Consider the following 14,616-nt stretch of genomic DNA (forward strand, 5'->3'; position numbering starts at 1 on the left):
CTTGCGCTGAAGTCACCCTCCGAGGGTGCCCGAATCGGGGTGGCGCGCGCTGAGGCCCTGTGGACAACCCGACCTTGGGTCATGAACGCGCGGTATGGCGCGCGTTCATGACACAACATCCGGGGCCGCGGTCAGAGGCGACGGTCGCTCAGGACGGGGAAGGCCTCGCGGGTCGCGGCGACGTCGTCGAGGTCGATGTCGAGGGTGATGGTGCGTTCGCCGCGCCCGGCTTCGGCGAGCACCTCACCGGTCGGCGAGACGATGGCCGAGTTGCCGCCCATCTCCGTACCGGCGTGCGTGCCGGCGGTGTTGCAGGCGATGACGAACACCTGGTTCTCGATGGCGCGAGCCTGCAGCAGCGTGCGCCACGCCGCGATGCGCGCAGCCGGCCAAGCGGCAGGGATGACGAACACCTGGGCGCCCGCGTCGACCTGCTTGCGGTACAACTCGGGAAAACGCAGGTCGTAGCACGTCGACAGACCAACCTTGACGTGGCCGTCGGGCGCAGCCGCACCACCCCTCGCATCGTCGGCGACACTCGCGGCGGGGGCATCGTCCACCTCGCTGGAGGTGCTCATGTCGCCGTCGAGGTTGACCCCCGCCAGTTCGGCGCCCATCGCCCATTCGCTCTGTGACGCCTCGACGCAGGCCTCGGGGTTCGCCGGGTCGCAGACGGCGCCGTCGTCGGCTGCGACTTCGGCGGCCATGGCGCCACCGGCCCTGTCACCCAGCGCCAGGTCGAGGACGATGACCTCCTCGCCGGCTTCTAGCAGTTTGGGTTCGCCGTTGCCGAAGCCAAATCGGTGGATCTTGCGGTAGGTGCCGACGAGGTCGCCGTCACGGTCGAACATCAGCGAGGTGTTCCACAGCCCGCGCCCCTCGGGGCCCTTCTCGCCGGGCTTCTCGATGATCGAGCCGGCGTGAACGAATGCGCCGACGTTCGCCGCGGCCTCTGACAACGCCCGCGCGACGGTCCCTTCGACGCTCTGCGCCTTCTCGTTCCACGCCGGGTAGTCGAAACCTCCGGCGCTCCACAGCTCCGGCAGCACGACGAGGTCGGCGCCCTTCTGCGACTCGACGAGCGACGCGACGCGTTCGATGCGCGCCCCCATCGGCTCCGAATCGGTGTAGGCAAGCTGGATGACGGCGACGCGCATGGCTACTCCTTGTCGATGCCCCCGACGGTGACGCGGCCGGATTCGGCGCGCCCGGAGGGCTGCTCGGGACGTTCGTCGTGCTCACCCTCGACCGTAGTCGACGACGATGCTTCCGTCGTGCTCGACGACATCTGACGGGCCGGTTCTTCACCCTCCGCCTGACCGGGGGACGCAGCCTGACCACCCTGACCACCCCGCGAGGCGAGGTAGGCGTTGTAGGCCTTGAGCTCAGCGTCACCGTCGCGTTCGGCACGACGCTCCGCGCGCTGACCCTCGATGCGGTCGGACCGGTACCACTGCGCGGCGACGACCATGGCGAGCAAGAATGTCGGGCCCTCACCGGAGCCCCACGTGATCGTTCCGGCGGCCTGCTGGTCGCGCAGCGGATCCGAGACGTAGTGCAGGGCGGTGAAGAACGAGGGCGCGAGCAACGTGCTACCCGTCATCATCGCGACACCGAAGAATGCGTGGAACGTGATCGTGATGAGCAGCACGAGCAGCCGCAGCGGCGCCGGCCACTTCTTGGGGCCGGGGTCGATGCCGATCAGGGCCCACGCGAACAGGTAGCCACTGACGAGGAAGTGGATGTTCATGAGGATGTGACCGGTGTGCGTGCGCAGCGCCAGCTCGAAGAACGGCGTGTAGTAGAAGACGATGAGGCTGACGAAGAACAGGGCCGAGCTGACAGCAGGGTTGGCGACGACGTTGAGGTAACGGCTGTGCACGACCGACAGCAGCACCTCGCGCGGTCCGCGTGTGCCGTCGGAGCGCTTGGGCCATGCCCGCAGCATGAGGGTGACGGGCGCGGCCATGACGAGCAGGATCGGCACCGTCATCGAGATGGCCATGTGTCCGGCCATGTGGACGCTCATCATGACGCGCCCGTAGACCCCGGCGCCGCTGTCGATCGTCACGATGAACACGAGCCAAGCGAGCACCCACAGGATCGTGCGGTGGATCGGCCAGTGGTCGCCGCGGCGGTGCAGGCGCACAGCCCAGCGCACGTACTGGACGATGGCGATGACGGCGAACGTCGTCATCAGCCACTCGATGCGCCACTGCGAGAAGAAGTTCGCGGGCGTCAGAGCGGGCGGCGCCGGGTATCCGGTGAGCGCGACGACCGGGTCGGCGCTCTCGACGACCTGCCCTGACGGCGGCGCGGAGCGCGCGAGCGCCGCAGCGAGGCCCATCGTCGCGCCCATGACGAGCGCCTCGACGAGGGCGAGCCGGGCGAACAGCGCCTTGCTCGGCCGGTCGGTCGCGTCACGTTCGAGGACGGCGACGACACGGCGTCGCTGCATGAGCCCGAGCGCACCGAGCACGACGAGGCACAGTGCCTTCGCGACGATGACGAGGCCGTAGCGCGTCGTCACGTACTGGCTGAGGTCGGGTACGCGCAGCGTCGAGGCGAGCACGCCGGAGAAAGCAACGAAGCCGACGCACCACGTCGCGACGCTCGAGTAGCGCCGCACCGACGCCGCCGCGGCCTTGCCGAGGCGGCCCCACATGACGCCGAGGGCGATGATGCCGCCCACCCAGAGCGTCACGGGGACGAGGTGCATGATGAGCGAGTCGACAGCCGTCTCGTGATCGCTCGAACCGGCGGCGTGGCCGCTCAACGCGATCGGCCACAGCGCGAGCAGACCGAGTGCCGTCATCCATGCCAGGCTCGTGCGCGAGGAGTGCCACCAGCAGGCCACCGCGATGACGAGCGCCGCGATCGCCGTCAGCATCGGGTTGCGCAGGATCTCCAGCTGCCACGTGTTGCTCCACCACTGACCCGTGTACCCGCGCGAACCGACGGGGATGCCGGCCAGGTCGCCGTAGCTGAGGTAGCTGACGACGAGGGTCGCGCCGAACCACAGGGCTGCGCTGATCGAGGCCCAGCGCCCGATGCGCGCGACCCGCATCGTCTTGTGGCCCTCGGCGACGAGGAACGCACCGAGCCCGGTGAAGCCGATGGTCGCCGCCATCGCGACGTCCGCCGCGGGCTTGAACAGAGCGATGCCCCAGCGCACGATCGCGCCGGCGTCGAGCAGCTGCTGCGGCTTGCTCGCCCCGGTGAACACGACGGCGCCGGCTGCTACGGCGACCGCGAGCGCCATCGCAGCCGCGAGCAGACGCCCGCCACCGAGCGGCCCTGTGGGGGCAGACGGGGTGGGTTTCGTGGCGCTCGAACTCATGCGCCCAGCCTACGTGGGCCCGGTGACAACCCCTCGCGCCACCCGATCCCCGCACGTCCGGCGTCGTCATGCCCGACAGGGCCCGCGCGGCCCGGCGACCCATCCATCCATCCGATCGAGCGCACCCCAATAAATTTGCTTGCATGGCACAACCAAACATATAGTTGTGCAGCCCAAGCATTCTTGGGCACTCCCTCCCCTCAAGGAACCGAAGTGACCGTCGACCTCCCCGTCGCACGCGACATCGCGACATCCTTCGTCGGGGCCGCGAAGGCGATGAGCGCGCACAAGCGCAAGTTGCCACGACCCCACCCGCACGCCGACCACGGCGCGCTGCCCCTGCTCTACGCCCTCGAGGCGGAGCCGCTGCGCGTCTCGGCCCTCGCCGACATCGTCCACTCCGACGTCTCGACGGTCAGTCGCCAGGTGAGCGCACTCACCGACGGCGGCCTCGTCACCAAGATCTGTGATCCGCAGGACGGACGCGCGCAACTCGTCACCCTGACGCCCGACGCGCGCGAACTCGTCAGCACACTGCGCGAGGATCGCGCCGCGTGGATGCAGAACCTGCTCACCGACTGGAGCACCGCGGAAGCCCGCGAGTTCCAGCACCTGCTGCTCAAGTTCACCGCATCGCTCGATGCCTACCAGGGCGGCTGCACGCCCCGCGCCGGGCAACCCACTCAACTCCGTCCCCCAGCCTGAACGTCGAAAGGCACCCTCTTGTCTGCACAGACCGCTGCGCCACCCGCGCAGCAATCGAGCTCGGCAGAGCTCTCGCACGGCCAGATCATGACGATCCTCGCGGGTCTCATGATGGGCATGTTCCTGGCCGCACTCGACCAGACGATCGTCTCCACCGCCATCCGCACCATCGGTGACGACCTGCACGGCCTCTCCGCGCAGGCCTGGGTGACGACGGCCTACCTCATCACCTCGACCATCGCGACCCCGCTGTACGGCAAGCTCTCCGACATCTTCGGCCGCCGCGGGTTCTACCTGTTCGCGATCGTCATCTTCGTCATCGGCTCGCTCGCATGTTCATTCGCGAACAGCATGTACATGCTCGCCGCGTTCCGCGCCATCCAGGGCATCGGCGCCGGTGGCCTCATGTCGCTGGCCCTCGCGATCATCGGTGACATCCTGCCGCCGCGCGAACGCGCCAAGTACCAGGGTTACTTCCTCGCCGTCTTCGCGACGAGCTCCGTCCTCGGCCCCGTCATCGGTGGCTTCTTCGCCGAGCAGGACCACATCCTCGGTCTCACCGGCTGGCGCTGGGTCTTCCTCATCAACGTGCCGATCGGCATCGTCGCCTTCCTCGTCGTCGCCCGCACCCTGCACCTCGAGCACACGCGTCAGGACCACCGCATCGACTACTGGGGCGCCGTCGCGCTCACGGTCGGCCTCGTGCCGCTGCTGATCGTCGCCGAGCAGGGACGCACGTGGGGCTGGGGTTCGGGCAAGTCGATCGCCTGCTTCGCCATCGGCATCCTCGGCCTCATCGCTTTCGTCCTCGCCGAGGCGAAGATGAAGGACGAGGCCCTCATCCCGCTGCGCATCTTCCGCCACCGTGCCGTGACGGTCACCGTCGTCGCCTCCGTCATCATCGGCATGGCGATGTTCGGCGCCATGATGATGCTGCCGCTCTACATGCAGATCGTGCACAACGCCTCCCCGATGAAGTCGGGCCTCATGATGCTGCCGCTCGTCGCCGGCATGATGACGGCCTCCATCACAGCCGGCCAGTTGACGGCTCGTACGGGTCGCGTGCGCGAGTTCCCGATCATCGGCACCGCCATCGTCACCGTCGGCATGTTCCTGCTGCACACGATCAGCGCCGACACGCCGCTGTGGCAGGTCATGGTGTTCATGGCCATCGTCGGCATCGGCCTCGGCAACTGCATGCAGGCGCTGACGCTCATCGTGCAGAACGCCGTCAGCCCCCGCGAGATCGGCATGGCCACCTCGTCCGCCACGTTCTTCCGTCAGATCGGTGGAACCGTCGGCGTCGCCATCTTCTTGTCGATGCTGTTCTCGACGGTGGGCGGCAACATCAAGACGAACCTCACCGACGAGGCGAAGACGCCCGCGTTCCAGCAGGCCCTCAAGAGTGGTCTCGCCGACAAGGAGCTCATGAAGGACGAACACGCCTACGGCATCCTGCAGAGCCTGGCGAACCCGAAGTCCGGCGGCGGCGCCCTGAACAACGTGAGCGAGGACTCCTCCGTCATCGCTCGCCTGCCGAAGGCTGTTGCTCACCCGTTCGAGGCAGGCTTCGCGCAGTCGATGGACCACGTGTTCCTGCTCGCCTCCGCTATCGCACTGCTCGGTTTCATCACCCTGCTGTTCCTGCCGAAGATCGAGTTGCGCAAGCAATCGGCGATGGCCGCGGCCGCGGCGCAGGACAAGTCGAACGCCGAGCTCGCCGCTGACGGTGGCGCGGCACGTCGCGCCGACGCCGCAGCCGACGGTGGCGTGGTCGCAGGTTCGACGCCCGCCGACGAGACGCACGATGACGTGAGCGACGCCGTCGCCGCTGCCATCGCGCGCGTCGAGGCGCGCAAGCACGGCGAGCAGGTCGATCACTCGGTCGCTCGTCACGCCTCCCACGACGAGTGACGGCTGCTCGCGACGCACGCTGAGTGATGCCCACCCCGACCTGGTCGGGGTGGGCATCACTCGTCTTCGGCGCACCCGATGTTTGAATGGGCGGTTCATCGTCGGCGCCGCACGCCGGGCCGAGGGAGGGACAGGCATGGAGCACTGGCAGCTCGATCACCCCGTATGCGGAACGTTGGAGGCCTACGCCGGGTCGGCTGACGAACTCCGTACCGTCGACCCGGGATTCAACCCGGCGCACCGGATCCCGGCCGCGACGATGACGGCACGGGCGCGTCGCCGGTGGGCGTCGAGGGGCACGGGGTCAAAGAATCTTCGACGGGTGCGCCGGTCGTCACGCCGGCCGGTGCCAGTCGCGCCCGCGGCAGCACCCGCCGCCGGGCAGGCGAGCGTCTGCCCCTCTCGCCGGGGCGAAAGGAGAAGCTGCGCACCCACCTCGGCCTCGACGATGAGTGGGCGCGCCCAGGGCTCGTGCTCATGCGTGACGGGGTGGTGTTCGCCCGCCGCCGCAGCATCGGCAACGTCAAGATCCGCCTCATGCGTTCCACACCCGACGGGCACTTCACCGAGCACACCCAGGCGACGGAAAAGCCGCGCGTCGAGGTGAGCGTCAACCCGGTGCGCGGGTACGTCATGGACGTCCAGCTGCGCGACGACGGCGGGGTCACCGCCTTCGATGCGCCGGTGGGTTCGATGGCGGCACACCGGTACGCCGCGATGGATTCGTCGCCGCTCAAGCGGGTGCTTTACCCGATCCTCGGCGGGCTCGGCAAGAGTGGATGGGCGGTCAGCGTGCTCGTCCTCGGTCCCCTCGCCGCGCGATTGCTCGCGTGGATCTTCGGCCCGATCATCGCGTGGATGGCATCACTCGTGCCGGACATCGACTGGCCCGAGATCCCATGGCCGAGCGTCTCGTGGCCCTCGGTCGACCTGCCGTCGATCCCGTGGCCCAGGCTGCCGTCGTGGACCCCACCGGGCTGGCTCGCATGGTTGCTCGAGCACCCGAAGGTGTGGGTACCCATCGTCGCGGCCGCGTTCTGGGGCGTCACCGCGAATCGCAACCGCAGACGCTCGGAGCGCAAGAAGGCCGAGTGGGCCAAGCGTCACGCCTACGCGCGCCTCGCGGCCGATCTGCACGCCCTCCACGACTCACGCACCGAGGACGCTCAGGGCGCAGCTGAGTCACTTCGTGCCACGCGAGTCCGTCAGGACTGACGCAGGTGGCACGCGTGACTCAGCCGGCCGAACGAGGGAGCGAAATCAGCCCCAGAGCAACGCCTTCGCGGGGTTCTCGAGGATCTGGCCGACGGTCGACAGATACCGCGATCCGACGTCGCCGTCGATGATGCGGTGGTCGAAGCTCAAGGACAGCTGGGCGATCTGGCGGATCACCATCTCCTGCTCGCCGCGCTCGTTCTCGACGACCCACGGCATCGGACGCACCGTGCCGATGGCGAGGATGCCGCTCTCACCGGGCTTGATGATCGGCGTGCCCGAATCGACGCCGAAGACACCGATGTTCGAGATCGTGAACGTGCCGCCGTTGAGGATGGCCGGGCTCGGCTTGCCGTGGCGTGCGATCTCGACGAGCTTCGCGATCTCACGCCCCAGGTCGCCGAGGCCGAAGCGGCCGGCGTCCTTGACGTTCGGCACGAGCAGCCCACGGTCGGTGGCCGCGGCGATGCCGAGGTTCACCTCGGAACGCATGACGATCTCGCCGTTCGCGTCGTCCCACAACGCGTTCATCATCGGCTCACGCTGCATCGCGATGAGGCACGCCTTCGCGACGACGAGCAGCGGCGTCACCTTGATGTCCTTGAGCTCGCGCATGCCCTGCAGTTCGCGGACGAACTCCATCGTGCGCGTCATGTCGACGGTGAGGAACTCCGTGACGTGCGGCGCCGTGAACGCGCTGCTCACCATGGCCTGCGCCGTCACCTTGCGTACGCCCTTGATCGGGATGCGCTCGTCGCTCAGACCGGCCGGGGCCGGAGCGGCAGCCGTCGGCTTGTCGGGGCGCACCGACGGGGCACTGGCCGCAGCCTTCGCGACGGTGTCCGCACTCGGCGCTGATGGGGCGCTCGACGCGACGCTCGGCGTCGACATCGCCGCGGGCGCGTTTGAACCCCCGGCCTTCTTCACGTCGTCCCGAGTGACGACGCCGTCGTCGCGCGAGGGTTCGACAGTATCGATGTCGACGCCCTGCTGCTTCGCGAACCCGCGCGTCGCGGGGGCGGCGAGCGTGCCGCCACCCGACGCGCCGCCACCGGCCCCACGGCCGCGACGAGCGCGGCGCGTCGAGCTCGACGGCGTCGGGCCGTAGCCGACGAGCGTCTTCTGCTGCGGCTCGTCATCCGACTCGCCGGTCTCGGCGGGCGCGACGTCGGCCGCCGTCTGCATCTCGGCCGCGACCTCGCCACCGTCAGCAGCTCCGGAAACGTCATCGGCGGCACCGGCAGCGCCACCGTCCGCAGGTGCTGTATCGCCGCCGACGTCGATCGTGACGATCGGCGTGCCGACCTCGACCGTCTCGCCCTCGGGTACGAGGATCGATGCGACCGTCCCGGCCCACGGGATGGGCAGTTCGACGAGCGACTTCGCCGTCTCGATCTCGAGGACGACCTGGTTGACGTCGACGGTGTCGCCTGCGGCGACGTGCCACGTCACGATCTCGGCCTCGACGAGCCCTTCACCGGGGTCGGGCAGGGTGAACTCTTGAATGGCCATGTTCGGCGGTACTCCTAGAAGCTGAAGGACGCGTCGACGGCGTCGAGGATGCGGTCGAGCCCGGGCAGGTATTCGCGCTCGTGGCGGCTCGGCGGGTAGGGGATGTCATAGCCGGTGACGCGTTGCACGGGCGCTTCGAGCGAATAGAAGCAGCGCTCCTGCAGGAGCGCGGCCAACTCGGCGCCCACGCCGTACGAGCGTGCGGCCTCGTGCACGATGACGGCGCGGCCCGTCTTGCGCACGGACTCGCAGATCGTCTCCTCGTCGATCGGCGACAGCGTGCGCAGGTCGATGACCTCGAGCGAGCGACCCTCCGCCTCGGCGGCCGCGGCGACGTCGAGGCACGTGCGCACCATCGGGCCGTACGCGAGCAGCGTCAGGTCGGTGCCCTCGCGCAGCACCTCGGCCTCGAACAGGCCGCGAGCGGGGCCGGCGGCGAGGTCGAGCTGGTCGGGGCTGGGCTCGTGGTAGCGGCGCTTGGGCTCGAAGAAGATGACCGGGTCGTCGCAGTCGATGGCCTGACGCATCATCCAGTACGCGTCGACGGGGCGCGAGCACACGACGACGCGCAAGCCAGCGGTGTGCGCGAAGTACGCCTCGTTCGACTCGCTGTGGTGCTCGACGGCGCCGATGCCGCCGCCGAACGGGATGCGGATGACCATGGGCAGCTTGACGGCGCCCTCGGTACGGTTGTGCACCTTGGAGACCTGGCTGACGATCTGGTCGAACGCCGGGTACACGAACCCGTCGAACTGGATCTCGACGATCGGGCGGTACCCGCGCATCGCGAGGCCGACGGCCGAACCGACGATGCCGGATTCGGCCAGCGGCGGGTCGATGACGCGCTCGCCGAACTCCTTCTTCAACCCGTCGGTCAGGCGGAAGACGCCACCGAGCTCGCCGACGTCCTCACCGATGACGACGACCTTGTCGTCGGCCGCCATCGCGTCGTGCATCGCCGCGTTGAGCGCCTTGGCAAGGGAGAGCTTCGGGGCCTTCTTGGGTTTCGCGGCCTTCTCGGCGCCGGGGGCCGTGCTCGTGGAAGCGCCGCTCATGCTGCATCGTCCTCGAAGGAGGCGAGGTAGGCCGCGAACTCGTCGCGCTGAGCGGTGAGCTGGTCGTCCATGACCGTGTAGGCGTGGTCGAACATCGCCGTCATCTCTGGGTCGGGCATCTCGAGGCACGAGCGGCGCCACTCGGCGGCGAGCTCCTTCGCCTCGGCGTCGACGTCGTCGAAGAACGCCGCGTCGGCGTGGTTCTCGCGCTCGAGCAGCGAACGCAGACGTGCGATCGGATCCTTTGCCTTCCACGCCTCGACGTGTGCCGAGTCGCGGTAGCGCGACGGGTCGTCGGACGTCGTGTGCGCGCCCATGCGGTAGGTGAACGCCTCGACGAGCGTCGGGCCGAGCCCGCTGCGCGCGTTGTCGAGGCTGCGACGGGTGACGGCGTACGTCGCGAGGACGTCGTTGCCGTCGGTGCGCACGCCGGGGAAGCCGAAGCCGTCAGCGCGCTTGTAGGGCGGGATGATGAACTGACGCGTGTTCGGCTCGCTGATCGCCCAGCCGTTGTTCTGGATGAAGAAGACCATCGGCGAGTGGTTGACGGCCGCGTAGACCATCGCCTCGTTGAAGTCGCCCTGGCTCGTGCCGCCGTCGCCGGTGAATGCCATGACGGCCGCGTCGACGTTCACGTCCCCCGTGCCGACGACACCGTCGAGGCGCAGGCCCATGGCATAGCCGACGGCGTTGAGCATCTGGTTGCCGATGACGATCGTCGAGGTGTTGAAGTTGTGCTTGCGCGGGTCGTGGCCGCCGTGCGTGACGCCGCGGTAGAGCGCGAAGACCTGGCTCGGCTGGATGCCGCGGCAGAACGCGACGCCGTGCTCGCGGTAGCCGGGGAAGCCGTAGTCCTGCTCGCGCAGCGCGTGGCCGGCGGCGACCTGGGCGGCCTCCTGGCCGAGCAGCTGCGGCCACAGGCCGAGCTCGCCCTGGCGCTGCAGGCTGTAGCCCTCGATGTCGAATCGGCGCACGAGCACCATGTCGCGGTACATCGCGCGCACCTCTTCGGCCGTGATGGCCTTGAGCGCTTCCATGTAGGGCTCATTGACGCTCGTCATCGGCGAGCGGGTGCCGTTGGGTGCGATGAGCTGCACCATGTCGGGGCCGCCGTCGGTGATGTCCGGCTTGCCGTCGAGGGCATGACCGGCCACGTGCGTCACCCCATCGAGGTGCGCTGCGTGATTGGTGCGCGAAGCGTCGGGAATCGTCATCGTTTCCTCCTTGCGCGACGTCGCCCTGAGTGCGGGGCGCGAGGCGTTCGGGGGTGACGTCACGGAGTGCGGGACGCCACCACAGGGCTTGTGACGCAGGTCACGCCACCTAGGAGACGCTACCTGGCTACCGACGAGTAATTCGCATCCGAATGACGGTTTCTTCGTCCGAGTTCACAGTGGTATCGAGGCGCGAAACCCCGTCTCACGATGTGATCGGCACCACTCGAATCTAGCCCGAAGAGACGACTCACCCCGCGTAGAAGCGCGTCACGACGTCGATGAGACGGTCGTTGGCCTCGACCTCGGCGATCGTGCAGCGCACGCCGTCACCGTCGAACGGGCGCACGACGAGACCGTTCTCGTCCGCGAAGGCAGCGAACTCGAGTGCCCGCTCGCCGAGCGGCAGCCACACGAAGTTGGCCTGCGTGTCGGGGATGTCGACGCCCGCCTCGCCCAGGGCGTCGACGACGCGTCGGCGCTCAGCGACGAGGGCGACGACGCGCTCCTGCAGTTCGTCGAACGCTGCGATGCTGGCGATGGCGGCCTTCTGCGCCATGTCACTCACGCCGAACGGGGTGGCCGCCTTGCGCAGCGCCGTCGTGATGCGCGGGCGCGCCAACGCGTAACCGACGCGCAGCCCCGCGAGGCCGTAGGCCTTCGAGAAGGTCCGCAGGACGACGACGTTGGGAAACTCGCGGTAGATGGCGAGCGCGTCCGGCGCATCGTCCGCGACGACGAACTCGAGGTAGGCCTCGTCGAGCACGACGAGCAGATCCTCCGGCAGCGACCGCAGGAACGCGCGCAACTCGTCAGCACGCACGCTCGGGCCCGTCGGATTGTTGGGTGTGCAGACGATGAGCAGCCGCGTGCGATCGGTGACGGCAGCCGCCATCGCATCGAGGTCGTGCCGCGCGTCGGCGTCGAGCGGCACCTGCACCGAGCGCGCCCCCGCGAGCGCGACGACGATCGGGTACGCCTCGAACGAGCGCCACGCGTAGACGACCTCGTCGCCCGGCTCGCACGTGATCTGGATGAGGGAGGCGAGGACGCCCACCGAGCCCGTGCCGAAGCTCACCTCGTCGGCGCTCACACCCACCCGCTGCGCCAGGGCGTGCGTCAACTCCGACGACGCCATGTCCGGGTAACGGTTCATCGTCGACGCGGCCTCGCGCACGATGTCGAGCACGGACGGCAGCGGCGGGTACGGGTTCTCGTTGCTGGAGATCTTGAACACGCTCGTGACGCCGCGCTCCGAATCCTCCGCGGCCGTGGCCGCCGGCCTGCCCGGCTTGTAACCCGGCACGGAGTCGAGGGTGGTGCGCAGACGGACGGGGGTCTCCAGCGATTCGCTCATGCTCCCAGCCTAGGCCGCGCGAGGTTTCCAGATGTTCTTCATCGTTCCCCCAGCAAGGGCACCTTTAATGACGCCGAGAATCAGATCAGGGGAGGCCACCTTGTCCATCACCAGCCCGACGCTGCTCACCCTCGTGGTGATCGGTGCCGTCATCGTGCCACTGGCGCTCGTCCTGGTGCGCCAGCGCACGAAGGCGACGTGGCAGCGCGCCGTCGGCAGTTGGGTGGCGGTCGTCGTCGCCCAGGTGCTCGCCGTCGCCTCCCTCGGGCTGTACGTCAACCGTCAGTACGGTTTCTACTCGAGCTGGGACGACGCGCTCGGCAAGACGGACAACGGCGCGGCCGCCATCGCCGCCGGTGGTGTCGACGCCAGCTCCGCCGGCAGCGGCCGCTTCGAGTCGTTCCCCATCACCACGCCGGGCGGCGGCACCGCGCAGAGCGTCGCGTGGTTGCCGCCGGGCTACCACGACAAGGCGAACGCCAACAAGCGTTACCCCGTCCTCGTCGTGCTGCCTGGCTACGCCAACACGGTCGGCTCCACCGTCGAGAACCTCAACTTCGGTCAGACGGCGAGCGCTCTGGTCGAGAAGGGGACGACCGCCCCGTTCGTCGCCGTGTTCGCGCCCTACCAGACGGTGCAGGGACGCGACACCGAGTGCACCAACATCACGCACGGCCCCCAGGAACTGACGTTCCTGACGCGGACGGTGCCCAACGCCATCCGTTCGCACCTGCGAGTCGCCAAGGAGTCGAAGCAGTGGTCGGCGCTGGGCTGGAGCACCGGCGGGTACTGCGCGGCCAAGGCGCTCTACACCCGTTCCGGTTCACCATGGGGCTCGGCAGTCTCGATGGGTGGGTACTTCGAATCGATGACGGACGGAACGACGGGCGACCTCTACCGCTCGAAGAGTGAGCGCGACCTCAACTCCCCGTCCTACCTCTACCGCCTCTACCAGATGCCCACGACGCGCATGCTCCTCGTCGCGAGCCGTGAGGACAAGGAGACCTGGACCACCTCGAAGCGCATGGCCGACCTGGCCAAGGCCGATCCGCACGTGTCGGCGATGTGGATCGCGCACGGCGGGCACAACTACAACACGTACGTCCCCCACCTGGGCGAGATGATCCAGTGGGCGTTCACCCAACCGCAGACCTGAGGCCGGCCGTCAGCGAGCGCGCCGCTCAGATCGAGGAAACATTCAGCCCTGCGGGGCAGAGTGGGTTCATGCGCACACTCGTCAAGGTCGCCATCAACGCGGCCGCCATCTGGGTGGCCGCCGCCCTGCTCGAGGGCATGACGCTCGCGGACGGGTTCACGACGAACTCGACGAAGCTGGTCACGGCACTCGTCGTCGGCGCACTCTTCGGCGTCGTCAACGCGCTCGTGCGGCCGCTCGCGAAGCTGCTCGGGCTGCCGTTCCTCGTCCTGACGCTCGGGTTGTTCATCTTCGTCATCAACGCGGCGATGCTCATGCTGACGTCGTGGCTCGCGGGTCAGCTCGGCGTCGCGTTCCACATCGACCGCTTCTGGCCGACCGCTGTCGTCGGAGCCACCATCGTGTCGGTCGTGTCATGGATCCTCGGGCTCATCATCGACCCGGATGACGAGCGCAGCGACTACCGCGTCTGAGGCTCAGGCCCAGCCCGGCTCGTCACCGTTCTCGAGGTAGACACCGCTCTCGCCGTTCTCGATCGCCGTGACGGCGCGCCGGATCACCTTGGCGGTGTAGGCCGCGACGTGGTCGTCGAGTTCGTCGAGGCCGACGAAGTGGATGCCGGCGATCTCCTTGCGCTGCAGCGCGAATTCGCCTGCCGGACGGTCGAGTTCGACGTCGAACAGGTAGAGCATCGCGTCGTCCCAGCCGCGCCACGGCGGCAGCCACGACACGACACGCAGACCTGTGATCGTCGCCGTCGCGCCGAGTTCCTCCGCGATCTCCCGCACGAGGGCGTGCGCCGGTGACTCGTACGGGTCGACGACACCGCCGGGCAGATCCCAGAACTTCTTGTACGACAACTGACACAGCATGACCCGACCCTCGGCGTCACGCACGAGCCCCTGGGTGATGGTGCGCGTGCGCGGCAGCTTCCGGTTGAGGTAGACCGCAGCCTTCGAGACAGTGTTCTCGTCGGGCAGGCCCTCGGCGTCGACCTCGGCGCGCGTCGCACGACGCAACTCGTCGGCCCCTGCAGGTGTGCCGCTCTGCGCGGCGTCGTCGACCGGCACGCTCGTCGCGGGGGCCGACTTCTCATCGCCTGAGTTCTCGAGGGCGCGGTTCTCGGGAGCCTGGTTCTCAGGGGCCCG

At 68.6% G+C, this 14,616-nt stretch carries 12 protein-coding genes and 1 pseudogene; 6 read left to right on the plus strand and 7 right to left on the minus strand.

The annotated features are described in order from the left end of the window. Window positions 1-131: 131 nt before the first annotated feature. Window positions 132-1,157: a nitrilase-related carbon-nitrogen hydrolase gene (locus HMPREF0321_RS17150; RefSeq protein WP_006947062.1), complete on the minus strand. Its 1,026-nt coding sequence runs from the start codon at window positions 1,155-1,157 to the stop codon at window positions 132-134. 2 nt (window positions 1,158-1,159) lie between these two features. After that, a complete protein-coding gene (locus HMPREF0321_RS12610) occupies window positions 1,160-3,340 on the minus strand; it encodes a cytochrome c oxidase assembly protein (protein WP_006946962.1) in 2,181 nt (726 codons plus the stop codon). 213 nt (window positions 3,341-3,553) lie between these two features. Here HMPREF0321_RS12610 and HMPREF0321_RS15095 point away from each other — a divergent pair, with 213 nt between their 5' ends. The 3 genes from HMPREF0321_RS15095 to HMPREF0321_RS12625 all read left to right on the plus strand — a co-directional run bounded on the left by HMPREF0321_RS15095 (window position 3,554) and on the right by HMPREF0321_RS12625 (window position 7,174). Further along, window positions 3,554-4,045, plus strand: a complete 492-nt coding sequence (locus HMPREF0321_RS15095; RefSeq protein ID WP_006947128.1) for a MarR family winged helix-turn-helix transcriptional regulator — start codon at window positions 3,554-3,556, stop codon at window positions 4,043-4,045. An 18-nt stretch (window positions 4,046-4,063) separates the two neighbouring features. Continuing rightward, window positions 4,064-5,959, plus strand: a complete 1,896-nt coding sequence (locus HMPREF0321_RS12620) for an MDR family MFS transporter (RefSeq protein WP_006947141.1) — start codon at window positions 4,064-4,066, stop codon at window positions 5,957-5,959. A gap of 282 nt (window positions 5,960-6,241) precedes the next feature. Next, the gene (locus HMPREF0321_RS12625; RefSeq protein ID WP_006946946.1) at window positions 6,242-7,174 is read left to right on the plus strand and encodes a hypothetical protein; all 933 of its coding nucleotides are present in this window, start codon (window positions 6,242-6,244) and stop codon (window positions 7,172-7,174) included. A 45-nt stretch (window positions 7,175-7,219) separates the two neighbouring features. Here HMPREF0321_RS12625 and HMPREF0321_RS12630 read toward each other — a convergent pair whose 3' ends face one another. The 4 genes from HMPREF0321_RS12630 to hisC form a co-directional block, all read right to left on the minus strand. Continuing rightward, a complete protein-coding gene (locus HMPREF0321_RS12630; RefSeq protein ID WP_006947082.1) occupies window positions 7,220-8,686 on the minus strand; it encodes a dihydrolipoamide acetyltransferase family protein in 1,467 nt (488 codons plus the stop codon). A gap of 14 nt (window positions 8,687-8,700) precedes the next feature. Continuing rightward, on the minus strand, window positions 8,701-9,741 hold the full coding sequence (locus tag HMPREF0321_RS12635) for an alpha-ketoacid dehydrogenase subunit beta (RefSeq protein ID WP_006946950.1): 1,041 nt from the start codon (window positions 9,739-9,741) through the stop codon (window positions 8,701-8,703). After that, window positions 9,738-10,955: a thiamine pyrophosphate-dependent dehydrogenase E1 component subunit alpha gene (locus HMPREF0321_RS12640; protein WP_081873553.1), complete on the minus strand. Its 1,218-nt coding sequence runs from the start codon at window positions 10,953-10,955 to the stop codon at window positions 9,738-9,740. Before HMPREF0321_RS12640 ends, HMPREF0321_RS12635 begins: the two co-directional genes overlap by 4 nt. 250 nt (window positions 10,956-11,205) lie before the next feature. Continuing rightward, window positions 11,206-12,312 (minus strand): histidinol-phosphate transaminase, encoded by a 1,107-nt coding sequence (gene hisC, locus HMPREF0321_RS12645; protein WP_006946968.1) that lies wholly within the window; start codon window positions 12,310-12,312, stop codon window positions 11,206-11,208. A gap of 100 nt (window positions 12,313-12,412) precedes the next feature. On the opposite strand from hisC, the gene HMPREF0321_RS12650 reads away from it, so the two are divergent. After that, window positions 12,413-13,468 carry an esterase family protein gene (locus HMPREF0321_RS12650; RefSeq protein WP_006947057.1) on the plus strand — a complete coding sequence of 352 codons (1,056 nt, stop codon included), beginning with the start codon at window positions 12,413-12,415 and terminating at the stop codon, window positions 13,466-13,468. A gap of 68 nt (window positions 13,469-13,536) precedes the next feature. After that, entirely contained in the window at window positions 13,537-13,941 is a 405-nt protein-coding gene (locus HMPREF0321_RS12655) for a phage holin family protein (RefSeq protein WP_006946934.1), read from the plus strand. Between the two features lie 3 nt (window positions 13,942-13,944). Here the strand turns inward: HMPREF0321_RS12655 and HMPREF0321_RS12660 are convergent, their stop codons facing one another. Further along, window positions 13,945-14,538 carry an NUDIX domain-containing protein gene (locus HMPREF0321_RS12660; protein ID WP_371168047.1) on the minus strand — a complete coding sequence of 198 codons (594 nt, stop codon included), beginning with the start codon at window positions 14,536-14,538 and terminating at the stop codon, window positions 13,945-13,947. Between HMPREF0321_RS12660 and HMPREF0321_RS17470 the strand changes: the two are divergent. After that, window positions 14,507-14,599, plus strand: a pseudogene (locus HMPREF0321_RS17470) (hypothetical protein); the annotation flags it as partial. The gene HMPREF0321_RS12660 and the pseudogene HMPREF0321_RS17470 sit on opposite strands and share 32 nt — an antisense overlap. Window positions 14,600-14,616: the final 17 nt, after the last annotated feature.

It is taken from the genome of Dermacoccus sp. Ellin185 (assembly GCF_000152185.1).
Lineage (GTDB): Bacteria > Actinomycetota > Actinomycetes > Actinomycetales > Dermatophilaceae > Dermacoccus > Dermacoccus nishinomiyaensis.